Source organism: Actinospineispora spinosispora DSM 44797, assembly GCF_000429025.1.
In the GTDB taxonomy this organism is placed as follows: Bacteria; Actinomycetota; Actinomycetes; order Mycobacteriales; family Pseudonocardiaceae; genus Pseudonocardia; species Pseudonocardia spinosispora.
In genome coordinates this window covers 1-21,327 of sequence record NZ_AUBB01000056.1, presented here as the reverse complement: position 1 = coordinate 21,327, position 21,327 = coordinate 1, and the positions used below count along the sequence as shown (strand labels likewise).

18 protein-coding genes are annotated in these 21,327 nt (G+C 68.9%); 12 read left to right on the top strand and 6 right to left on the bottom strand.

The window, feature by feature from the left end:
* Nucleotides 1–2 precede the first annotated feature (2 nt).
* The 9 genes from G406_RS0122010 to G406_RS0121975 all read left to right on the top strand — a co-directional run bounded on the left by G406_RS0122010 (nt 3) and on the right by G406_RS0121975 (nt 8,989).
* Complete coding sequence (locus G406_RS0122010; protein WP_156935073.1) at nt 3–2,327, top strand: hypothetical protein; 2,325 nt, start codon at nt 3–5, stop codon at nt 2,325–2,327.
* Between the two features lie 19 nt (nt 2,328–2,346).
* The gene (locus tag G406_RS57175) at nt 2,347–3,132 is read left to right on the top strand and encodes a hypothetical protein (protein WP_156935072.1); all 786 of its coding nucleotides are present in this window, start codon (nt 2,347–2,349) and stop codon (nt 3,130–3,132) included.
* A gap of 138 nt (nt 3,133–3,270) precedes the next feature.
* Nucleotides 3,271–3,558, top strand: coding sequence for a hypothetical protein (locus G406_RS57170; RefSeq protein ID WP_156935071.1), 288 nt, complete (start codon nt 3,271–3,273; stop codon nt 3,556–3,558).
* 318 nt (nt 3,559–3,876) lie between these two features.
* A complete protein-coding gene (locus G406_RS57165) occupies nt 3,877–4,524 on the top strand; it encodes a hypothetical protein (protein WP_156935070.1) in 648 nt (215 codons plus the stop codon).
* Nucleotides 4,525–4,691: 167 nt separating this feature from the next.
* Complete coding sequence (locus G406_RS55250) at nt 4,692–6,569, top strand: nucleoside hydrolase (RefSeq protein WP_064742994.1); 1,878 nt, start codon at nt 4,692–4,694, stop codon at nt 6,567–6,569.
* A 147-nt stretch (nt 6,570–6,716) separates the two neighbouring features.
* The gene (locus tag G406_RS57160; protein ID WP_156935069.1) at nt 6,717–6,887 is read left to right on the top strand and encodes a hypothetical protein; all 171 of its coding nucleotides are present in this window, start codon (nt 6,717–6,719) and stop codon (nt 6,885–6,887) included.
* Between the two features lie 17 nt (nt 6,888–6,904).
* Nucleotides 6,905–7,390 carry a nucleoside 2-deoxyribosyltransferase domain-containing protein gene (locus tag G406_RS0121985; protein ID WP_028935454.1) on the top strand — a complete coding sequence of 162 codons (486 nt, stop codon included), beginning with the start codon at nt 6,905–6,907 and terminating at the stop codon, nt 7,388–7,390.
* Nucleotides 7,391–7,601: 211 nt separating this feature from the next.
* Nucleotides 7,602–8,303 (top strand): hypothetical protein, encoded by a 702-nt coding sequence (locus tag G406_RS0121980; protein WP_028935453.1) that lies wholly within the window; start codon nt 7,602–7,604, stop codon nt 8,301–8,303.
* 371 nt (nt 8,304–8,674) lie between these two features.
* Complete coding sequence (locus G406_RS0121975; protein WP_037077897.1) at nt 8,675–8,989, top strand: hypothetical protein; 315 nt, start codon at nt 8,675–8,677, stop codon at nt 8,987–8,989.
* A 61-nt stretch (nt 8,990–9,050) separates the two neighbouring features.
* Here the strand turns inward: G406_RS0121975 and G406_RS48870 are convergent, their stop codons facing one another.
* The 4 genes from G406_RS48870 to G406_RS48865 all read right to left on the bottom strand — a co-directional run bounded on the left by G406_RS48870 (nt 9,051) and on the right by G406_RS48865 (nt 16,374).
* Nucleotides 9,051–11,462 carry a phosphopantetheine-binding protein gene (locus tag G406_RS48870; RefSeq protein ID WP_028935451.1) on the bottom strand — a complete coding sequence of 804 codons (2,412 nt, stop codon included), beginning with the start codon at nt 11,460–11,462 and terminating at the stop codon, nt 9,051–9,053.
* A complete protein-coding gene (locus tag G406_RS0121965; protein WP_028935450.1) occupies nt 11,459–13,108 on the bottom strand; it encodes an amino acid adenylation domain-containing protein in 1,650 nt (549 codons plus the stop codon). Before G406_RS0121965 ends, G406_RS48870 begins: the two co-directional genes overlap by 4 nt.
* An 83-nt stretch (nt 13,109–13,191) precedes the next feature.
* A complete protein-coding gene (locus tag G406_RS0121960; RefSeq protein ID WP_028935449.1) occupies nt 13,192–14,742 on the bottom strand; it encodes an alpha/beta hydrolase in 1,551 nt (516 codons plus the stop codon).
* A gap of 114 nt (nt 14,743–14,856) precedes the next feature.
* On the bottom strand, nt 14,857–16,374 hold the full coding sequence (locus tag G406_RS48865) for an alpha/beta hydrolase (protein ID WP_084216291.1): 1,518 nt from the start codon (nt 16,372–16,374) through the stop codon (nt 14,857–14,859).
* A 204-nt stretch (nt 16,375–16,578) separates the two neighbouring features.
* Here G406_RS48865 and G406_RS0121950 point away from each other — a divergent pair, with 204 nt between their 5' ends.
* A complete protein-coding gene (locus G406_RS0121950) occupies nt 16,579–17,376 on the top strand; it encodes a hypothetical protein (protein WP_156935068.1) in 798 nt (265 codons plus the stop codon).
* 93 nt (nt 17,377–17,469) lie between these two features.
* On the opposite strand, the gene G406_RS48860 is transcribed toward G406_RS0121950, so the two are convergent.
* The gene (locus G406_RS48860; RefSeq protein WP_211241227.1) at nt 17,470–18,054 is read right to left on the bottom strand and encodes a TetR/AcrR family transcriptional regulator; all 585 of its coding nucleotides are present in this window, start codon (nt 18,052–18,054) and stop codon (nt 17,470–17,472) included.
* Nucleotides 18,055–18,081: 27 nt separating this feature from the next.
* On the opposite strand from G406_RS48860, the gene G406_RS0121940 reads away from it, so the two are divergent.
* Together G406_RS0121940 and G406_RS0121935 are read left to right on the top strand one after the other, a co-directional pair.
* Nucleotides 18,082–19,161 carry a saccharopine dehydrogenase NADP-binding domain-containing protein gene (locus tag G406_RS0121940; RefSeq protein ID WP_028935447.1) on the top strand — a complete coding sequence of 360 codons (1,080 nt, stop codon included), beginning with the start codon at nt 18,082–18,084 and terminating at the stop codon, nt 19,159–19,161.
* Nucleotides 19,158–20,066 (top strand): alpha/beta hydrolase, encoded by a 909-nt coding sequence (locus G406_RS0121935; protein ID WP_028935446.1) that lies wholly within the window; start codon nt 19,158–19,160, stop codon nt 20,064–20,066. The genes G406_RS0121940 and G406_RS0121935 overlap by 4 nt, the downstream gene beginning before the upstream one ends.
* A gap of 439 nt (nt 20,067–20,505) precedes the next feature.
* Here the strand turns inward: G406_RS0121935 and G406_RS48855 are convergent.
* The coding region (locus G406_RS48855) for an HNH endonuclease signature motif containing protein (protein WP_156935067.1) at nt 20,506–21,327 on the bottom strand (822 nt) is incomplete at its 5' end.

Genomic DNA, 21,327 nt, shown 5'->3' with positions numbered 1-21,327 from the left:
CGATGAGCCCGCTGCGCCGGCCCGACGCGAACGGCGACTCGACGGCGACCGGAACTGACCCGCTGCTGCCCACTACCGGGTTGCTGCCTCACCGTTCGGATAACGCGGCGAGCACCGCGTCCTCGTCATGTGTGGGAGCCGGGCAGGGATGCTCGGGCCGCGCACCGGTGCTGTTCCCGACGCTGGTCTCCGACCAGCGCGGCGGTACACCGCCTGAGGTGCCAGGTCAGCTACCCACACCGATACCGGGGCCGGCGAGCAACAACTCCGGCGGCCCGACCAGCGCCGGTAACACCGGCAGCGGTGCGGGCGCGAATGGGTCGCACGACGCGGTGACCGACCCTATGGGTCCCTTCGCGCCTAAGCCTGGCCAGACCAGCGCGGCGCAGGGTGCCGGGTCGACCGTTCTGACCGGCACTGGCTCTGTCTCCAACCGCGGACCCCCGATCCCGGCCGTCCTCCCGCTCAGTGACAAAGACCCTCGCGCGATCCTGCTCGCCCCGCACGGCGTCGTCCCCGGCACTCCCAACAACGTCGGCGCGGCATCCCCCACAACCAGCGAAGCCGGCGACAAGCTCTACCTGAACAACCTCGCCAGCCAGCCCGGAACCGTCGGTGACCGCCTGCGGTCCATGACACCGCAACAGCGCCAGGACATGGCTGTCCCGAACACCGCCGCCGACGTCATCACCCTTGCCACTGGTAAGCCACCGGCGCCCAATGACACTCGAGAGGGTTTCGAACGCCAAGAAGCGTTCAAGAAGTGGATCGCCAACTCGGCCACACCGCCTGAGGACTTCACCTCGCTGGCCAGCAACTTGCCCGAGGGCGAGCGCGCGAAGCTGCAGGAGATGTTCCAGGCCGTCAAGCCGGGGCAGCCTGGCGGCGGAACCAGCTACTACGGCCAGAAGACCCAAGGCACCCTCTCCCAGGCCAACGACTGGCTGAGCAAGCAGCTCGGCACGCCCACGTACGCCCCGGACGACACCAGCTGGCCGGCCACGATCACCCGCAGCGCCGACAACGTCATCGACCACGCCGCGTCAGGCACCACTCAGTTCCTCGACGACCTGGCCAAGGAAGCCAACCCCGACGGCGGCGCCGGCGCGCTCAAGGGCGAGACCGCGGCTCAGGCTGAGCAACGGTTGCATCCCGGTAAGGCCGACCTGCGCGGCATACGCGACACCTACGCCGACGATCTCGTCCACCGCAACATCGGCACGAACTTCCGCAAGGATCCCGTCGGTACCGCTCTGCGCTACACCCCGTTTGTGCCGTTCGTAGGCAAGATCGGCGGAAAAATCGGTGGCAAGATCGCCGACAGCAACCTCGCCGAACAAGCCACCAACGGGCTGAGGAACACCGGCGACCGTGTCGGCCAAGACATCGAGTCCTGCATCAACGCTTGCACCAGAAACGGCGGCAACCCCGCCGCCACGGCAGGTAGATCGACACCCGAGCCCACGAGCGGACCGCGCGCTACAGCCCCGAATCGGTTGTCGGCCCTCGGACAGATGCGTCACGACGAGCACAGCGGCGAGGACGCGGCTGGGCTGTCTCGCGCCGAGCAAGCGATGCGTGACGGCGACAACGCCATCGCCGAGTCGGCCAAAGTCCCCAATACCACGCCGCGGTTCCTGGAACCCCGGGCCGATCAACCCGACCGATCAGACCTCGACCTGCGACCGTTCCGCCATGATGGCAACCCTGGGCCCGCTCTGTTCATCGAGCCCAGCGCTCGCAATGTGCTCCCCGTTAGCAAAAGGCCGGCGCACCTACTCCGTCAAGACCACAACTTCCACGAGTTCTTCAACTACAAGGGAGAGCTCAAGTCTCACCTTGACGAGTCAGGAAATCTCTACCCCGCGAACCCGAACGGAACGACAACGATCATTCAGCACATCACTGGGAAGGAAGGAAAGAGCGACAGTCCGTACACTTCCTGGAGTGGACCCGAGAGCTCTCCCAAGGACTTTGGTGGGAACCGAATCTCTCTCGACCGAACGAAGGTAGAAAATGATATCGCCAGTGGTCTTCTGCCGAGGGTGGAGGTCGTGTCTCCCGAGAAGATTCAAGAGCTGATACGGCAAGATGCGAACCGTATCGCAGGCCAAGAGGTGAACATCGACCTACCCCCACGATTGGCCGACGATGAAATCAAGAGTGCCGCGCAACGACTGGCGCGGTCGCTCCCTGGCCTCAACGCGACCCAGGCAGCACAAGTCATGCAGCGTGCCAGAGATTTGGCCAACACCCGCCGTGACAATGAGTGGCTCACTAAGGGTATTATCCCTAAGGAGTACATTAAAGGCCCTCACTCAAAGTGACAGAACGAGGATCTAGCGCATGGCACGTTACGTCGAGCCGCTTTCCACGGACTTTGATGGGAGTCCCACAACTGATTTCGACGACCTAGTCCTCAACGGACTCAGCGATCCTCGTCACTTGGATCGTGTACCTGCGCTGACCAGGATCGTTCGGGACGACACGGCCACACCCCGTCACCGGTTCCAAGCCTGCATCGCCTTGACAACCTGGGCGGAGCGAGCTGGCTACCTCGCGGTTCAAAGTGTAGCCACGGATCCCTACGAAGTCCCGTGGCGCGACGTGCAACTAGATCGATTCTTTTCAGTAGACAACACATTCGGGTTTCTCGCTTCCGCGGTTGACACGAGCTCGTGGATTGTCGACAGCAAAGGCACCCGAGTTGAACGAGGTATGGCGCTGCGCGCTCTGATAAATATCGCCGATAAAGTAAATTTTGACAGCAAGCTCACCTACGCTCTAGACCCACTGGCTTACAATCATTTAACCGATGATGTCGCCGCCACCGTGCGACGAGGCATCGACATGCTAGCCGGTGGACATATTCCCCAGTTCGACCTGCCCACACAGCTTATCGATCTGACTGTGTCGCTAATACGCCACGACGAAGACCTGGCCGTTAGCCTGGCCACCGAACTAGTGCAGTTTGCTCCGTCTCCACGTCTACTAGCTCACGCCGTCCGGATCGTAGAAGTAGGCAGGACTGCGGCAAGCCAGACGTTCAGCGAGTACCTGACCATGGTCGGCAACGACGACACACGACAGCGAATCGCCACGGCGCTTTCCGTGCGGAACAAACTTATGTGATCACTAGCTAGCCCGGAATCATCGTAGCGGCTGGGACTACAGGTGCCCCCGAAAGTGGAACGTGCCTCGCAACCAGGAAGGGCAGGGGCTAGATCATGATCACCCCGGGCCTCGGCTGACCAGAGGGGAAATGCAACTATGGCAACCCAGGGCCCAAGTAGCCGCGTGTACGAATACACATTTTGGGAACTCGACGAAGTCGGGCAACACGCTATATTCGCGATTGACGGCCGCGACTACGAATCTAACCAAATCGCCTACGCACGGGTACTCGAAGCATCGGACGAATGTGACAGTTTAGGAGTTCGTCTGGCCGAGTTCGAGATGACCGAGCAGACGGCAACCGCGCCCCGCTCGCCACTGCCCACATGGCAGGAGTACCGCGCAACGCTAGTCAAAAACAGGACCGAAGACGATCTTCTCTGAGTCGACACCCTGACGACCCTCGACCAGCCGAGTGCGCTGAGTTGTTCTGGCGCTGCATCCACATCAGAAGACCGTCGCACGGATCCGTGCCGAGGCGACGCTGTCGGTGCGCTGGGTCGGCAAGCGAGTTCGGCAAGCTGGTCGACCGCTACACCACGGCGCCCGCTTGTCCTGGAAGCCGCTGAAAAGACAGGACATCGATAATTTCAACCGCATCTACCAAGGCCACCTCCCTGGTGAGGACGGGACTCCCGGAGAGCCGCTGGTGCGGTTCCGACCGGGCGCGTCACCCGCGCTGGTCGACGGACTAGGGAAGCCATGGATACCACCAGCACCGAAGCGCTAGCCCGGTTCCGGGCGCAACGCGATCAGCTACTGGCCGCCGGCAATCGAGCCGAAGAGCGCGCCGCGGAGCTGGATGTCGCCGAGGATTGCGTCGTCCCCGAAGCCGAAGAGCACTACAACACCCTGGACACCGCGATGCAGCGGTATCAGGAGTTGTTGCCAGAGCTACCGATCTCACGGTGTCCGTTCACCGACGAGGTGTTGACCTGGGCCATCGACACCGTGGACCTGGACGGGTGGTTCTGGGACCGGGACAATCCAGTGCGCCGGTTCACCGGGGCCGTCCCACCGCACTTTCTGGCGCTCGGTGGATCGATGCGCGTGCACACCCCACTCACCTGGGCCCCGTTCCTCACCGTGCCCGGACCCGGAGCACCCGCCGTGGTGCCCGAGATTCTGGATGACCCCGACGTTGTCGCGGTCATCTCCCAGCTTTCGATCGGTCCCCATACCGGCTGGCCGGTCACCTACTGGGCCCCCGCGGCGGAGAGCTGCGGAAACTGGTCAACGACTGGGGCAGCAACCACTACAACCGCTACCTCGAGAACGGCCGACCCGATGGGTGGGACGAATCGTTCACCACGGCCCGCTACTACGACTTCGACCTCGAACCCTGGCTGACCAAAGGGAAGCTCCGCTGGATCGACCCCGACGACACCACCCTCACCCCGCGGATCGGGCCCCGCAGCTGCCCCTACCTCAACGTGCCCGGTGAACACCTCATCGCCCGCGTCCGCAAAGGCAAACTCTGGTACGGCTGACAACCGACGGATGGATCGAGGGGCCGCATGGGTGAGTCACGGGATCCGCACGAGGAAGACCCGATCGCCGACCGGTCGGCGACGGTCGAGTTCGCGGAACGAAGCGACGGCCTTCAGGACAGGACAGACCGGGTCCACGCGGCAGGCACGCCCCCTGTCCCCGGCGCGCCGACGCACAGCTTCGTGATCATCGATACGGACATCGGCGGCGATGCCGATGACGCTCTCGCGGTGACCGCCGCCGCGCTGTCGCTGCCGGAGCTGGCTCTGGTCATCACCTGCGACGAACTGGCCGGGCAACGCGCCCGGTTCGCCCGCCACCTGCTCGATCTGCTCGGCCGCCCAGACGTTCCCGTCATCGCCGGAGCGGACCTGGGGAACACGAGGTACTTCTGCGTCGAAGACCTCGTGCCCGACGAGATCCCGGATCAGCCGACCGACCTCACCCAGACCGTTGCACGGATCTGTGCCGAGGCGACGCTCCCGGTGCGCTGGGTCGGCATGGGGCCGATGAGCAACCTCGCCCAGCTCCTGCGCGACAGCCCCGAGCTGGTCCGCAAGCTCGAGGTCACGCAGATGGGCGGAGCCCTGAACTATCGGGACCCCACCCGCGCCGAGCACAACTTCCGCCTCGACCCCGACGCCGCCCGCCAGGCCATGACCACCGTCTTTGAGCCACAGCTGGTCACCTCGGACGTCACGTTCACCGAGGAGCTCGCCATCGACGCGGACTCGCCGCTCTACCGGGCCCTCGCTGCCCCGGACGCACCCCCATGGGCTGTCCTGCTGCGCACCCACCTGGACCGATGGTTCGACCGGTTCCACCGCTCGACCATCCAGCACGACGCATTGACCCTGTCCGCCGCGATGGAACTGCCCTTCGTCGGACTCACCCGGACACTGATCTCGCTCGACACCGACGCGCGCACGCGCGCCGACCCGGACGGCACAATCGTCTGGATGAGCGCACGAGCCAGCTACACGGCCTTCCTGAACTGGCTCACCACGACGATCACCGGCTCGGATCGCGGACGGGAGCTGGTCGAGTCGGCGGATCGGGTCGCACTTCGAGTCGGCGACGTGTTCTCCGTGCCCATCGACGACACCCTGGTCGGTGTGGGTCAGATCGTGGCGTCCACGGAGAACGACGACGCCCAGTACCTGGCGATCTTCGACTCGGTGGCGGCTGACCCGTCGTCGATCGACGTCGGCGACGCGCTCAGCCGACGACTGATCTTCCTGGCGGAGTCCCACGTCGAGCCTCTCCGTGAGGGCCGGTGGACGGTGGTGGGTCACCGGCCCGTGGCGGAGAGCATGCCGCTGCCTGCCTGGGCGGAAAGTCACGGGCCCCACGATCTGGTCGACGTGGTGGACTATTCCGGTCGGCACCGGCGGCCCGCCACGGAGTCCGAGGCAGAACTACTGAGTGGTCGAACGACCTACTCCGCGTCCTCATTCGAGAGTGCACTACAAGTGCGGCATGGCCTGGAACCGTGGTCAGACTTCTACGCCGACATGATGCCCGACGAAGAGCGGACCACCCGGCGGTTGTTCGGGACTTCCTTCGCCCCGGTCGCCGGCACGGAAATCGTGTTCGACGATTCGCCACCCGGCCATCACGTCTGGGCCTACTTCACCCTGACCGGGCAGTTCGGAACCGAAGCCGAACGCGACCTGATCTTCGCGGCCAAGGACCGCGCCGACGAGCTGGCCAGGTCGGCTGGGGTCGGCGACGCCGACGGCTACGAGTTCGGTGAAGGGACAGCGATCCTGTTCCTCTACGGACCCGACGCGGAGGCCCTGTACGCGGCGGTGGAACCCGCCCTGCGCCAGGTGCCGCTGCGGCCGGCGCGAGTCGAGCTCAGCCACGGTGACGGATCGCCCAGAACCACAGTCACGTTGTAGGCGTTCTCCGCGGCAGCCGGCGCAACCTACCTCAGGCGCGCTCACCTGCCAGCACAACCATCCCTTCGGTCACTTGTCCTGGCGCGGCCGGTCACCCCCTCCCTAGCCTTGGTCAGCACCCTGACCTCGGCAAAGGAGCAGCCACAGATGCTGTCGCTCGTCTACATTCCAGGCGCCCCGATCGTCGTCGAGCTCGGTGGGGCCGTGGACGACTCCACCTCTGCGGTACGCAGGAGCCGGCTGAAGACGCAGCGGCCGACCCGCCGGCACTGGGCCGAACGCGAGCTGACACCGGAGGGTCTGCCGATCTCGAGCTGATCCGGAGGCCGCAGCTGATGGCGCTCTACATCGAAGCTCCCGACAGGTACGTCCCGGCGCCGGGCCACGGCCCCTCGGTGTTCCTGGCCGGCGGGATCAGCGCCTGCCCGGACTGGCAGTCCGAGGTGGTCGCCGACCTCACCGAAGAACACGTCACGCTGCTGAACCCCCGCCGGGCGTCGTTCGACCTCAGCGACACCTCGGCGGCCGAAGAGCAGATCGCCTGGGAGGTGACGCACCGCCGCCACCCCGCTCTCGCGGCGATGCTGTTCTGGTTCCCCGCCTGCGACCCGGCGATCACGGTCCAGCCGATCACGCTGCTCGAGCTCGGCGAAGCGCTGGCCCGGCCCGGCCTCGCGCTGTGCGTCGGTGCCGATCCGGGCTATCCGCGGCGTGACGATGTCGTGCTCCAGTGCCGCTACACCCGCCCGGACGTCACGGTGTCGTCGAACCTCACGGACACCGTCGCCGCGCTACGCGAGCTGCTGGAGCTCCCCGGATAACTCTCGTGGATCGTCGTCCCGAGTTGTCGGAACACCGACCCGCTCTTAGCATCGCCGCGACAGGATCCGCGTAGTTACGTGTCGTGGCGACTGGTTGCCGCTCGGCGTGGACGGGCTCCGCGGGTCGGCGGTACGCACGGGCCGGACCGGCCCCGAACTCGTGGATGCGGGAGTCCACCATGCTCGTGACCTCTGTGCGGGGGCGGCGCTCATGAGCGAGCGGGGCGACGCCACGGTGTGCCAGCTCGACGGCTGCACCAACATGGTCGAGCAGGCCGAACGGGGCGAGGAGCGTCGGTACTGCTGCGTCTCGCATCGCAAGACCGCGCGGCGGCGGCGCAAGGGCCAGCACGCCAAGGCCGCCGCTCGCCCCGACGCCGATCCTCCTGTCACCGCCGCCCCGAGCCCGCGCACGGACCCACCGGACTCACCCGGGCCGGTGAACGCCCCGACTCGCTGTGCTGAGGCGCCCGACTCGCTGTGCTCAGACGCCCGACTCGCGGAAGGGGCAGGCACCGATGCCGCGCGAGTCGAGGACACGCCGCGGGCCTTGGTGCCGCAGCCGAGGTCGCGCTGGCTCGGCCGTCCCCTGAAGTCCTACGCGGCGCGCGGGCGCGGCAAGGCCCGCGCTCGGTACTCGCCGCCGCCGCTCCCGACGCAGCCGGACTGGCTGAAGCCCGCCGATCCGCCGGACGACCCGGACCCGGCAACCTTTACCGCGAGGACACTCGCCCAGTGGTGGGGCTCGGCGAAGGCCGAGGTCGCGGAGCATCTGGCTCGCCGACGGGCAGCCGCCCGGCAGCGGAAGACCGAGGCCGCGATCGCACACAAGGACGCCGAGGCGGTCCCGCCCGGCACCGAGGTTCTCGGTGAGGCGACGACGTCTCGGCGCACCGGGCAGCCCGAACGCTAGGCCTTGGGGCCGTAGGACACCGATTCGAGCAGGGCGAATGAATAAATTTGCGACTCCGGGGTGTTCTACTTCGAGTTAGCTAGATATTATCGTAACCAGCGCCTTTTACATCGCCTTACGTAGTGATTCACAATTTCAGGTCAGAACTTTTGCCACTCAGAAAATTGCCGAAACTGCCATGACGCTGAGTAGGCAAGAAAGTCACGGAATTATACGAGTGGGTGATCTATAAGCCGTGGACTCGTCTCGGAATCTCCGCATACTGGGCTCGGCCGGGTAGCAACCGAGGGGGCCCGGGAATCAGGAAGAGGGACTTGATAAAGATGATGAATTCCGGACGACGTCGTGTTGTTGCCGCCGCGCTGGCGACAGTGAGCGCTTCGGCACTCGTCATGCTCGCGGGGTCGGGCACCGCGCTGGCCGCTACACCGTCGACCGGCACGGCGATCATGGCTGGTTCGCCGACCGGTGACTACAGCGACGGCTACGCCGAAGGACATCAGAAGGGTCACGAGCAGGGCGTCGGGGACGCCAAGGACAACTGCAAGGAAGACCACCCCAACGCCCCGCAGAGCCGCGCCGCCCTGTCGGACGAGTTCTACAAGGGCTTCCAGGAGGGCTACCGGGACGGGTTCAAGGAGGCGTACAAGCGCACCTACGACGAGGTCTGCGGTAAGAAGAAGTAAGACCCGAAGGGAATCGAGCCGGGCTCACCAGTGGCCCGGCTCGATTCCCGAGGGACGGTAATCATCTGTCGGCATTGACCCCGCTGTCGAGTTGAGCTTCGATCTCCTCGTCGGACATGGAGCGAATCTCCAGTACCAGTGCGGCGACCTCGTCGATCTCGTCGGGATCGTGGGCCTGGCGAATCCGCTCGGCGAAACCGGCGACCGTCGGGGATTGGAAGAGCGCGCGCAGGGTGACACCGTCGGTGTTCAGCTCCTCCTGCAGCCGGGCCACGACCCGCCCGGCGAGCAGCGAGTCGCCGCCCGAGGCGACGAACTCGTCGGTCACCCCGATCCGGTCGAGGCCCAGTACCTCGGCCCATACCCCGGCCACCACCCGCTCCAGGTCGGTACGCGGCTCGACCGACTCCGGTTCGGTGGTCCGCTCGGCGACCAGCGCGGCGACGGCGGCGCGGTCGGGCTCGCCGGACGTGCTCGTGGGCAGCTCGGGCAGCACGACGATCCTGGACGGGACCAGGTGCGCGGGCACTGTACGGAGCAGGCCGGCGCGGATCGTCGCGGCGTCGGCCTCGGCATCGGTCACCACCGCCGCGACCAGTGTCCCGTCCTGGGGCACCGCCACGACGTCCCGGACCCGGACGTCGGTCCGCACCGCCTCCTCGACCTCGACCGCGCCCACCGGCACCCCGTCGCGCCGGATCCGGAGGCTGTTGTCGCCGAGCAGCTCCACACCGCCCGTGCCGTCCGCGCGGGCCCAGGTCTCGGCCCGCTCACCGGAAGCCGCGCGCAGGATGCCGGGGACGTGGTCGGGCCGGTCCCGGTCCAGGTGGTCCACCACCCGCACCGACAGGCCCTCGTACGTCCGGGACAGCGGCTCGATGACCTCGACCGGAGTCGACCACGCGTCGGGGTCGTCGATGATGCGGTCGAGCAGACCGAGGAACGCGGTGAACATGGCGTCGAGCACGCCGGGGACGAATGCGTCCTCGCGGCAGTCCCAGTTGACCATCATCCCGCCGCCGAGCTCGGTCAGCTGCGCGTCGAGCAGAACCTGCGGACCCTGGGAGATGATCCACACCGGCTCACCGAAGTGCGCGGTGACCTCGGGTGCGAACAGCTCACCCAGGTTGAGCGCGCTGGTGAACACGACCGGCGCGAGCACCTGCTCGCCCCGGCGCCTGCTCAGGTCGCGCAGGACCTCCAGCCCGGAGTAGGCGCCGTGCGCCGCGTCGGCGTGCATGCGTCGCTGCACCTGTCGCGCCCGTTCGACGAACGGGACGCGGTCACGCAGGTCGACCTCCAGCATGACCGAGCTGGAGAAGTCCCCGACCACCCGGTCGATGTCGGGATGGGTGCTGGGCCGGTCGAACATCGGAACGTTGAGCAGGAACCGCTCCGCGGTGCTCCACGCACCGATGACCTCGGCGAACACCGTCGCCACGGTCATCGCAGTGGTGACACCGTGGCGGCGACCGGCGGCGACGAGCGCGGCAACCCGGTCCGGGCCCAGGTGCACGTGGCGGCGCGCGACCCTCGGCAGGGTGCTGGGCGCTCGGAGTGCCTCGGGCAGCACCGGCGCGCCGGGCAACGTGAGCAGTCGCCGCTGCCAGGCGGCCGCCGCGCGATGCGCGTCCTCCGTGCGGCGCGGGTCGACGGTCGTGAGGTGGTCGCGGTACCGGATGCCCGGCTCGGACAGCGGCCGCTGCGGGTGCAGGACCAGTGCGGTCAGGTCGGCGAGCAGGATCCGATAGCTCACCGCGTCCGCCGCCACCATGTCGACGTCGACGTGCAGCCTGCTCGCCCCGCCGGGCAGCAGGGTCAGTGCCAACGCCAGTACCTCGCCGCGTTCGATGTCGAGCATCTGGTGGGAGAACTCGTCACGCACCCTCATCAGGTGCGCCTCGATCTCGGCGGGGCCGCTGTCGCGCAGGTCGTGGACGACCAGCAACGCCGCGCCGGCGGGCAGTACGACCTGCCTGCCGTCCGGGGTGATGCGCGAGCGCAGCGTCTCGTGCCGCTCGACCAGCCGGTCCAGCGCCCGGCGCAACGACTCCGGGTCGACCGGCCCGTCGCCGCCCGGTGCCCGGTCGAACTCCGTGTAGAGGTGCGCCGCGACCCCGCCGAGCCGCTGGCCGGGAGTGCGGCCCGCCCAGTAGGCGTGCTGCATCACTCCCAGCGGACAGGACGCGGGCTCCTCGGCGGGGGTCGTCGGCGTCGCGGCCGGTGCGACGGCAGTCGCGGTGCCCTCGGTGAGCACCGCGATCCACGCTCGGAGGGTCGGCACCTGGGACAGCTCGGCGAAGTCGACCGTGCACCCCGCGGCGCGCCACTGGCCGAGCAGACGCATGAGGCCGATGGAGTCCAGCCCGGCTTCGAACAGGTTCTCGTCCTGGTCGACCTCGTCGGGCTCGTCGCCGAGGACCTCGGCGACGGCGGCTCGCACCTGCCCGGGACTCACGCTGTGCTCACTCATGCTCCGGTTCGACCTCCAGGGTCCGTCGATCGTGAGACGAGACGACGGCGCAGCAACGCGCGCCTGCGGGCGGCGGCGTCGTCCCGGGGAGCGGGCGGCGGGAGGGCGGCCCGGTCGAGCTTGCGGTTCGGGGTGAGCGGCAACCGTTCCAGCGACACGATGTGGCTGGGCACGAGATGGCTGGGCAGTGTCTCGGACAGGTGGGCGCGCAGGCTTCGCAGCTCCAGCTCACCGGCGGGCACCACGTAGGCGACGAGGCACTGCTCGCCTTCGGAACCGTCGGGGTCCGCGCGGACCGTCACGGCGCTGTCCGCGACGGTCGCCCAGGCGTTGAGGGCGGCCTCGACCTCCCCCGGTTCGATCCGGAAGCCGCGCAGGGACAGCTGCGCGTCGGCCCGGCCGATGAACGTGAGCTCGGCACCCGTCGGGGCGCGGCGGACGAGGTCGCCGGTCCGGTACAGCCGCGCGCCGGCGACCTCGGGATCGGCGACGAACCGGGTCGCGGTCAGGCCGGGCCTGCCGAGATAACCCCTGGCCAGCTGGTCTCCGCCCAGGTAGAGCTCGCCGACCTGTCCCGCCGCCACCGGCAGCAGCGCGGGGTCCAGCACGTGCGCGCGGAACCCGGCCAGTGGACTGCCGATGGGGCTCTCGGTGAGCGGCTGGGCCGCCGGGTCGACGTCACCGGCGGTCACGTGCACGGTCGTCTCGGTGATCCCGTACATGTTCACCATGCGCGGGTGAGTGCCATGGCGGGCGAACCAGCGCGCCAGCCTGGACGGCTCCAGCGCCTCCCCGCCGAACACCACCAGGCGCAGGTGCTCCAGCCCCGCCTCGCCTGCCTCGTCCGCCCGGTCGACGGCGGCGAAGGACGACGGCGTCTGGCTGAGCAGTGTCACGCGCTCGTCGGCCAGCAGCCGCAGCAGGTCGGGTGCCGACCAGGTGGCCTCGCCCGGCACGACGACGGTTCGGCCGCCGGTGAGCAGCGGCCCCCAGAACTCCCACACCGAGAAGTCGAACGCGTAGGAATGGAACGCGGTCCACACGTCGTCCGGGCCGAGCGTGAACTCCGGGACCGTCGCGTCGAGCAGCGTCAGGAAACAGCGGTGCGGGACGACCACGCCCTTCGGCTGGCCGGTGGAGCCGGACGTGTAGATGACGTAAGCGGGATGGTCGGGACGGAGCGGGCCGAGCCGCTCGGCATCGGTGAGCGGCCGAGGATCTCCGTCGCCGTCGATCTCCAGCCCCGGCAGGCCGGTGTCGGGCACGACGACGCCCGGGGCGGACACCAGGGCGACCGGGGTGGCGTCGGCCAGCACATACTCCAGGCGGCGCGTCGGATAGGCCGGGTCGACCGGGAGGTAGGCGGCTCCGGACTTCAGCACGGCCAGCAGGGCGACCACCAGCTCGGCCGAGCGCGGCAGGGCGACGCCGACGAGCCGCTCCGGGCCGGCACCCTCGGCGACGAGCCGCCGGGCGAGCCGGTTCGCCCTCGCGTCCAGCTCGCCGTAGGTCAGCCGCTGCTGCCCGGCGACCACCGCGGGCGACTCGGGTGCGCGGGCCGCCCACCGCTCGAAGCGATCGACGATCGTCGCGGAGCCGGTTGCCGCCTCGGCACAGGAGGGACCCTGGGTGGAGCGGGTGGCCATCGAACTCCTCGCAACATTAGGGCAGCCTTACCTAAAGCTATGACACTATCGTGTCCCACCGCCACGTGATTGGCGCGGAGCTGCTAACCGGTCGTCACCCGGACGGTCACCGGGGTGGCGGTGCTCAGGTCGGTGCCGGAGGGCTTGACCTGGTTGGTCAGCTGGTCCAGGAGCGCGGCGCGGCCCAGATCGACCCGGATGAGCAGCCGGCCGTCGTGGCCGGCCCGTACCTGTCGCACGGAGACAGTGCCGCCCGCGCGGGTGGCGGCCACGCGGTAGGTCTGGTCGGGATGGAACGAGGCCGGCGTGGACAGCTGGGCGACGCCGGAGCCGCGCAGGGTGAACTCGGTCCCGTCGCCACGCGCCCCGGTCATGTCGAGGAACTCCGGACCGGGCCTGCGCACGGTGACGTCGTAACCCCACACGGAGAAGTGGTCCAGCACGCTCCGGGACGAGAAGACCTTCGGGTCGGCGACGTGCCGGTCGAACACCGAATCGGCCAGCGGAAGGAGACGTTCCGCGTACATGCGGCTGTTGTAGGAGCCGTGCACGCCCGGGTACAGGTAGTGGGTCTCGTGCACGCCGAGCTGACGCAGCCGGTTCGCGTGCTCGAGGTACTGGCGGTACATGATGCTCTCGGCCCACGCGGCGGCCGGATTGCGAGCCGGCGGATACCGCACACACTCCGGAGCGAGGACCGACGTCGGCCGCAGGCACACGTCACCCGAGGTGGAGAGGACCTCCGTGTCGACGCCGGCGAGGTTGGTGGCCAGGTCCAGCGGGTTGCGGCCGCGCCACTCCGGCTTGTCGGTGACGCTGGTGCCGTAGCCCTGGTCGCGGTAGTAGCCGACACCGTCGAGCACGGCGATCATCTCCGGGTCGTTGACCAGGTCCAGCACGCCGCTGACCGAGCTGACCACCGCGTACTGGTCGGGGTGCATCATGCCCTGCTGGTAGGCGGCCATGGCGCCCATGGAGAAGCCCATGACGCCTCGCCCGCCGCGGTCGGATCGGGCGTGGAACAACGCCTCGACCAGCGGATAGAGATCGTGGTGCAGGTAGGTGTCCGCGGCGAGCGGGACGGCGGTCACCGGGTGCGCGGTCGGGGTGGCCGGGGGCCGGCCGTCGAACCAGAAGCAGGTCTCGCAGATCGCCTCGTGGGGCGAGGTGTCCGGCGACACGACCAGGAACCGGGCCCGGTCGGCGGCCTTGTCGAAGTCGAACAGGTCGGTCTGCACCGCTCCGCCACCGGCGCTGATGTCGTTGGCCAGGTACTCCTGCCGGGTCACCGGCCGCAGGGTTTCGTTGTCCAGCGCGGGGAGGTCCGAACCGTGCAGGTAGTACATGACCGGCCAGCGCGGCCCGTCGGTGCGATAGCCGCCGGGCAGGTAGACCCGGTTGGTGATCCGCCGGTGCAGCGCCGGGCTGGTGAACACCAGGTCGAGCACTCTCGGGTTGTCCGCGCGCGGGGTGAGCCGGACATCCCAGTCTCGGAACGGCGCCGGGAGCCCGGCGACCGACGGCCGGTCCGGCTCGTCGGCCATCGCGTAGCGCACGAACCCCGGAGCCGCCACCAGGGTCATCACTACAGCCAGGGCCATCGCCACGAAGCCGGCCCGACCGACACGCCACATCCCACGCACCCACTGCCTACCGAAGATCTGTTTGCAGTGGCAAGAACTACGCGGGTGGTCGAAGAGTTACTGCGAGGTAGCCGGAGGCTGAGACGCGGCTGAGTGCGCGGGACGCTAGTGCCCCGGGGTCGCGCACGTAGTGTCGGGCGCGGGGAGCGTGAGGTCGACCAGGTAGCGGCCCACGATGTCGTCCACGCACGGGATGCCGTCCAGCGCCACCGTGTGCTGGGTGCCCCGGACGGTGAGCAGGCGGGCGTCCAGTGCCGCGGCGAGCTTCACCCCCGCCTGGTGCGGGGTCGCCGGATCCCCGGTCACCGCGACCACCAGCACCGGGGGCAGACCGGGCGCGTGCGGTCGGTGCGGTTCGCTCGACGGAGGTGCCGGCCAGAACGCACACGGATCACGAGCCGGGTCGGGGCCGTTGCCGTCGTCGCGGAACGGGGCCGCCGCGCGGTACCGGCGGTCGGCGTCGCGCTGGACGGCCGGGTCGGTGACGGGCACGTCGTCGACGCAGCCGATGGCGGTGAACGCGTCCTTCTTCTCGTCGTAGCCGCCGTCCGGATCGCGGCCCTCGTACCGGTCGGCCAGGGTCATCAGGCTCCGGGCCCTGCCCTCGGTGAGCTCGGTCAGTCCCTGGCGCAAGTTCGGCCAGTCACCGGGGTTGTAGAGCGCCTTGACCGTGCCGGTGATCGCGTCGCCGTAGGACAGTCTCCGGCCGTCGGCGAGCGGAACGGGGTGGTGGATGAGGGGCAGCACCAGCGCGCGGAAGGTGTCCGTGGTGGCGGTACCCAACGGGCATCGGGGCTGCCCGGTGCACCAGCGCGCGAAGGCGTCGAAGGCCTGCTGGAAACCGGCGCCCTGGGCGACCCAGCGGTCGAGCGGGTTCTCGTCCGGGTCCAGCGCGCCGTCCAGTACCAGTGCGCGGACCCTGGCCGGAAACGACTCGGCGTAGGAGTAGCCCAGCCGGGTGCCGTAGGAGAACCCCGCGTAGGTCAGCTTCTCGTCGCCGAGCGCCGCCCGCAGGATGTCCATGTCCCTAACCACGTCCCGGGTGCCCGCGTTGGCCAGCAGATCGACCCCGGAGCGTTGCGCGCACTTGGCGGCGAAGTCCCGGGCGTGGGCCTCCTGCCGCTCGACCCCGGCGGGCGAGTTGTCCGACCGCGCATCGGCCTGACGTTCGGCGTCACGCTCGGCGGGGGTGAGGCAGCGGATCGCGGGCGTGCTCTCCCCCACGCCGCGTGGGTCGAACCCCACGATGTCGAACCGTCTCGCCACCTCGCTGTCGCCCACGTTCTCGGCGGTGTCGGCGGCCGCGTCGGTGCCGGAGAAACCCGGGCCGCCCGGGTTGATCACCAACGACCCGATGCGGCGGCTTGGTTGGGTGGCCGGCTGGCGCAGCACCGCGAGCCGCGCGGTCGCACCGTCGGGGCGGCCGTAGTCGATCGGCACGACCAGCGACGCGCACTCGTAGGAGTCACACGGCGTCCAGCTCAGCCGCTGCGCGTAGAACCGGTCCAGCCCCGAGGGCGATGTGGGGCCGCACGCCGTCGCCAGCACCATCACCGCCAGCGCGGCGGCCCGGACCGACGACCGACGACCACGCGACGAGCCGGGCTCACCCGCCACTCTCATTGCCGTCGACCCCTCGCGCCACTGAACTGGTCAAGATCTTCGCACGTGGGTCGGGCGGGCATCGAACAGCCCGAACCGCGGGCTCGACGGTGGGCGCCCCGATTTGGTTGTGCCATTCGCGTGAGTGCGGTGAACGTCCCAACCGTGTTGATCATCTTCCTCGGCCGTGATTACCTCCACCGACTCCACGAAAGCAGGGGCTCGGTGGGTACTGCCGCGATCGTCGCGTTCCTCATGCTGGCCGGCATGTTTCTGGCGGATTTCGCCGCCATCGTCGTCATAGCGCACCTGTTACTACCGTCCACCCCGGGTGCCGCTGGGCGGGGACCTCGGCTCGGCTGGGCGCAGGCGCTACTCGCCACGATGTTCCTCGCGAAGAACCTTCTGAACGATCCGGTCAAGGTCTGGATGCGTACGCCCGGAGAATTCAACGCCGATCCGATCGCGGCGGCATTCGTCTGGTCGCGGCCCGCCCACGAGGCGATCGTCGACACGGCGATGCTGATCGCGGACGCAACCGTGTTGTCATGGGGAATCGGTGTGCCGGTCGTCCTGTTGTTCGCCGCGAGGCGCGACCGCGTTCCCGGGGCGCCTGTTCGGCTCGGCGGCGACGCAGCTCCCGCCGTTCTCGCCGCGGTCGTCACGATCCCGGTGCACGACATGCTGTCCGATGACAGCCTCGCCATGTCGGTTGTGCTGGTCGTACTCGGAATCGCCGCTTTCGCACTCGTCTGCCGGTCGGAGTACCGGACATGGACACGCGGAGAACGGCCCGCGCGGCGCGCCACCCGATTGCGGAGCGCCGGGCAGATCCTCGGCGGCGCCGTGGTCATGTGGGCGATCCTGCAGGTCGGTCCGATCATCACCCTGACCGAAGCCCGCGCCCAGTGGGCCGACCAAGCGGGCAGCATCGTCCCGATGGTGCTGATGATGGTGTTGGCCGCCGTGCTCGACATGGGCAGAGGAGCCGGTTTCGACGTGCTCCGGCAGCGCCCCCGCTGACGTGCAGCACGAGACGAAGAAACCCGTGAGTGGCGAGTGGTCTTATAGGACCACTCGCCACTCACGGGTTCTGCCTGCACCGGGGGCGGTCGTTCACGACCCGCGCGGAATGACGGCCAGCGCTGCCCGCACCGTCAGGTCGATGAGCTCGTCGTCGATCGGTCCGATCACCGGCATGACCGCGCGGAGCAGGAGCGGGCCGGTCAGGAGATCGGAGATGCGTGCGGGCACCTCGACGGGGCCGATCTCGCCGCGGGCGGTGGCCCGTTCGAGCAGCTCCGCGACCGAGCGCCGCCTCGGTTCCATGAACCGTTCGTAGAACACGGCGCCGAGCTCGGGGTTGCTCCGTATGTCGCTGAGAACGCCCGCGATGCCGGCCTCGATCACCGGGTCGGAGAAGAACGCCGCCTGCAGCACCTGCACGGCTCGCAGGTCGCGGCCCAGGTCGCCGGTGTCCCGAGCGGGCGTCGAGCCGAACCGGTGGACCAGCAGGCCCACGACGAGTTCTCCCCTGTTGCTGACCCGCCGGTAGACGGCGGTGCGGGTCGTTCCGGCGAGCTTGGCGACGCGGTCGATCGAGACCGCCGGGTAGCCGTCGGCGAGCAGCACCGACTCCGTCGCGGCGGCGATCGCGCCGTCCAACGACGAGTCCCGGGGGCGTCCTCTACTGGTAGACATACGCGACACAGTGTAGCGTATTTGCTTATGGCGGAGACATGGGTGCTCGGTGCGACCGGCCGCGCCGGGCGCGGGGTGGCGCGAGAGCTGCTGGCTCTCGGCGCGGACGTGGTGCTGGTGAGTCGGGACGGGCATGCGCTGGATGCGCTGGCCGACGACCTGGCCGCGGCGGGGCGGGTTCGGACGCTGGTCGCCGACGACCTCGCCGCCGCGACGGGCCTCATCGCCGAGGAAGCGCCCTCTGTGGTGGTGAACACGGTCGGACCGTTCGTCCGGACGAGTTCACTCGTCGCGCGGGCCTGCGTCACGGCGGGCAGCCACTACCTCGACCTCGCCAACGAGCTGACGGCCGTCGGTGACGTACTCGCGCTGGATCCGCTCGCCAGGACCGCCGGGGTCACGGTTGTGACCGGTGCGGGTTTCGGCGTGTTGGCCACCGAGGCGCTGGTCCTCGACCTGCGGGAGGGCGAAGAGGCGGCCGAGCGAGCGCGGGTGGTGGCGATGCCGGCGGTCGAGGCACTGGGTACGGCGGTGCTGCACAGCCTCATCGACGCACTCGGCGACGGCGGCAGGCGTTACCTGGGCGGGAGGCTGGTCCGCACCCGGCTCGGCGTCGACGTCGAACGGGTCGCGCTGCCCGACGGGCGCACGGTGACGGCGATCGGCGTCCCCACCGGTGACGTCGAGGCCGCGAGGCGAGCATCCGGCGCGGGCGACGTCATCGCGTACACCAGCGAGATACCCGGCGGACCGGTCTTCCGGACGTTCCTGCCGGTGCTGTCGGCGGCGCTGGCGGCGAGGCCGGTGCGAGTCGGGCTGCATCGGGTCGTCGAGCGCCTGCGCCTCGCCCCGCCGGTCAGGTCAGGCACGGCTTCCTGGGCCTACGCCCGCCTCGAGTGGCCGGGCGGAGCCCGGAAGGAAGCGTGGCTGTCCACCGGCGAGGGCTACCTGTTCACCGCTCGTGTGGTGGCCCACCTCGCCACCTGCCTGGACGCGGGCGACGGACGAGCGGGTGCCTACACACCCGGCGCGCTCTTCGGCGTCGAGCTGGCCCGACGGGCCGGGGCCGAGATCATCCGCACCACCCACATCGGAGGAATCCAGTGAGCCGGATCGACGTACGCATTCCCGCCGGACCCACCGACGAGCTGGACGTCTGGCTGTATCTCCCGGACGGGCCCGGCCCGCATCCCACCGTCGTGATGGCGCACGGCATCACCGGGGTGAAGGCCGCCGGACTGGAGCCGTTCGCCGAGCACTTCCGGGCGCACGGGTTCGCCGCCGTCGTCTTCGACTACCGGTACTGGGGCCGCTCGACCGGCTCACCACGCGAGCTGCTCTCCATCAAGCAGGAGCTCGCCGACTACCGCACCGCGCTGGCCTGGGCTCGACGACAGCCACAGCTCGACGCCGAGCGCCTGTTCGTGTGGGGCACCTCGTTCGCGGGCATGCACATCGTCGAGCTGGCGGCGGACGAACCGGGCCTGGCCGGCGCGATCGCCCAGTGCCCGCTGGTCGACGGTCTCGCCGGCGCGGTGAACATCACCCCGGCCAGACTCGTCCGGTTGGCCGCCCTCGGTCTGATCGATCTGGTGGGGTCGAAACTGGGACGGCGCCCGCGCTACCTCCCGGTGAGCGTCCCGCCGGGCCGGTTCGGGATCATCGCGACCCCCGACGCGACCGTCGGCCTGACGCGGCTGAAGCCGGCCGAGGACGCCTGGCCCAACTACGTCACCGCCCGCTCCGTGGTGGACATGTCCCTGCACCGCCCGGTGCGCCGGGCACGGCTGGCCCGGTGCCCGCTACTGATGGTCGTCGCCGAGACCGACACCATGGCGCCGACGGGCCCGGCGACCCGCGTCGCGGCGCGCGCCCCGCACGGGGAGCTCTACCGGAGCAGGGGCGGGCACTACGACGTCTACGCCGGCGGGCTCGATCACGACAACGTTCTCGAGGTGGAGCTCGCGTTCCTTCGACGCCACGCGCGCGCGGCGACAAGGTCGACCGCCTGACCCCTCTTGTGGCCGGACCGCACGCGCGGAACCTTCGAGCGGCGGCCGCACACTGTGCCCATCGCGCGCCGCGACTGCGGCATCTACGGCTGTGCGGCCACCGACGCCACGATCGTCGCGACGGCGACCGGGGTGCACTGGGACTGGTCGATGTGGCGACCAGCAGGTTGGTCGGAACGAGCACGTCGTAGGGGTCCATCCCTAGCCCCGCCCTGGCCGACGTCATCTCGACCTCGTTGACATGCGCCAGCACCTGGAACCCGTAGTCAGCCGGCGACACCTCCAGCCGGAGCGTGTCGACGCCTCCCTGCCGGGTGGCTCTGCCCGCAGCCGTGCCCGGGTAGGAGGCGCACGCGACGTCGATGAAGCCCCCAGGCCGGACACTCTGTCGACAGGTCGAATCCGCGGATATGCAGGATCAGACTGCCCGGGTGAGAGCTCAGGTGCGCAAGGGTCTTCGTCGCGCTGTCTGAGTGGGATCGAGCCATTTCGGCGGGATGAACTCGGGCCATCCGTCTCGGATTCTGACGGTCCATCCGCTGGTGTGGATCATGCGGTGGTGTTGTTTGCACAACAGCATGCAGTTGTCGAGATCAGTCCGGCCGCCGACGCTCCACTCGACCACATGGTGAACCTGGCACCAGTGCGGTGGCCGAGTGCAGCCGGGATGTGCGCAGCCCCGGTCTCGCACGGAGAGTGCTTTGCGCAGGCCGGTGGGTGCGGTGCGGGACTCGTAGCCCACATCGATCGGGAGGCTTTTGCCGCCGAGCACGACTGGGGTGATCCCGCAGTCGCACAACATCGCGCGCAGATAGGAGGCGGGGGCTTTGCCGCCGAACTCCAGCTGCGCCCCGCGTGCTTTCTGCTGCAGGTCGCGTTCGGTCATGATGACCGTGACGTGCGGCCGCACGCCACCCTCCGCTGGCAGACGGCCCTCGTCCAACGAGTGGCTGCAGATTTCGGCCAGTGCATCGGCTTGCCGCTCGGGCAGGGTCTTGCCCTCATCCTCTTCCGGCAACAGCTTGGCGAGGACGGCGCGTTTGATTTCTTCGAACGACCCGGCGTCGAGAGTCCCTTTGATCCAGCCTCCACCGTCGGGGTTCGGGGTGAGCCACAGTTCGTTGAGCAGCTCATCGCACCCGTCTTCACCCGGCTCGGGCCCGTCCTGGTCGAGGTGGCTGATCAGCCAGTGCGCTTCAACGGCGAGCTGGTGCGGGGAGAGTGTGTGTGCCCATTCGGAGAATGTCTGCTCAACACTCGA

Excerpts from the sequence above, each read along its gene's own strand:
- G406_RS0122010 (WP_156935073.1), top strand. The coding sequence starts at position 3 with ATGAGCCCGCTGCGCCGGCCCGACGCGAACGGCGACTCGACGGCGACC.
- G406_RS57175 (WP_156935072.1), top strand. The coding sequence starts at position 2,347 with ATGGCACGTTACGTCGAGCCGCTTTCCACGGACTTTGATGGGAGTCCC.
- G406_RS57170 (WP_156935071.1), top strand. The coding sequence starts at position 3,271 with ATGGCAACCCAGGGCCCAAGTAGCCGCGTGTACGAATACACATTTTGG.
- G406_RS57165 (WP_156935070.1), top strand. The coding sequence starts at position 3,877 with ATGGATACCACCAGCACCGAAGCGCTAGCCCGGTTCCGGGCGCAACGC.
- G406_RS55250 (WP_064742994.1), top strand. The coding sequence starts at position 4,692 with ATGGGTGAGTCACGGGATCCGCACGAGGAAGACCCGATCGCCGACCGG.
- G406_RS57160 (WP_156935069.1), top strand. The coding sequence starts at position 6,717 with ATGCTGTCGCTCGTCTACATTCCAGGCGCCCCGATCGTCGTCGAGCTC.
- G406_RS0121985 (WP_028935454.1), top strand. The coding sequence starts at position 6,905 with ATGGCGCTCTACATCGAAGCTCCCGACAGGTACGTCCCGGCGCCGGGC.
- G406_RS0121980 (WP_028935453.1), top strand. The coding sequence starts at position 7,602 with ATGAGCGAGCGGGGCGACGCCACGGTGTGCCAGCTCGACGGCTGCACC.
- G406_RS48870 (WP_028935451.1), bottom strand. The coding sequence starts at position 11,462 with ATGAGTGAGCACAGCGTGAGTCCCGGGCAGGTGCGAGCCGCCGTCGCC.
- G406_RS0121965 (WP_028935450.1), bottom strand. The coding sequence starts at position 13,108 with ATGGCCACCCGCTCCACCCAGGGTCCCTCCTGTGCCGAGGCGGCAACC.
- G406_RS0121960 (WP_028935449.1), bottom strand. The coding sequence starts at position 14,742 with ATGTGGCGTGTCGGTCGGGCCGGCTTCGTGGCGATGGCCCTGGCTGTA.
- G406_RS48865 (WP_084216291.1), bottom strand. The coding sequence starts at position 16,374 with ATGAGAGTGGCGGGTGAGCCCGGCTCGTCGCGTGGTCGTCGGTCGTCG.
- G406_RS48860 (WP_211241227.1), bottom strand. The coding sequence starts at position 18,054 with ATGTCTACCAGTAGAGGACGCCCCCGGGACTCGTCGTTGGACGGCGCG.
- G406_RS0121940 (WP_028935447.1), top strand. The coding sequence starts at position 18,082 with ATGGCGGAGACATGGGTGCTCGGTGCGACCGGCCGCGCCGGGCGCGGG.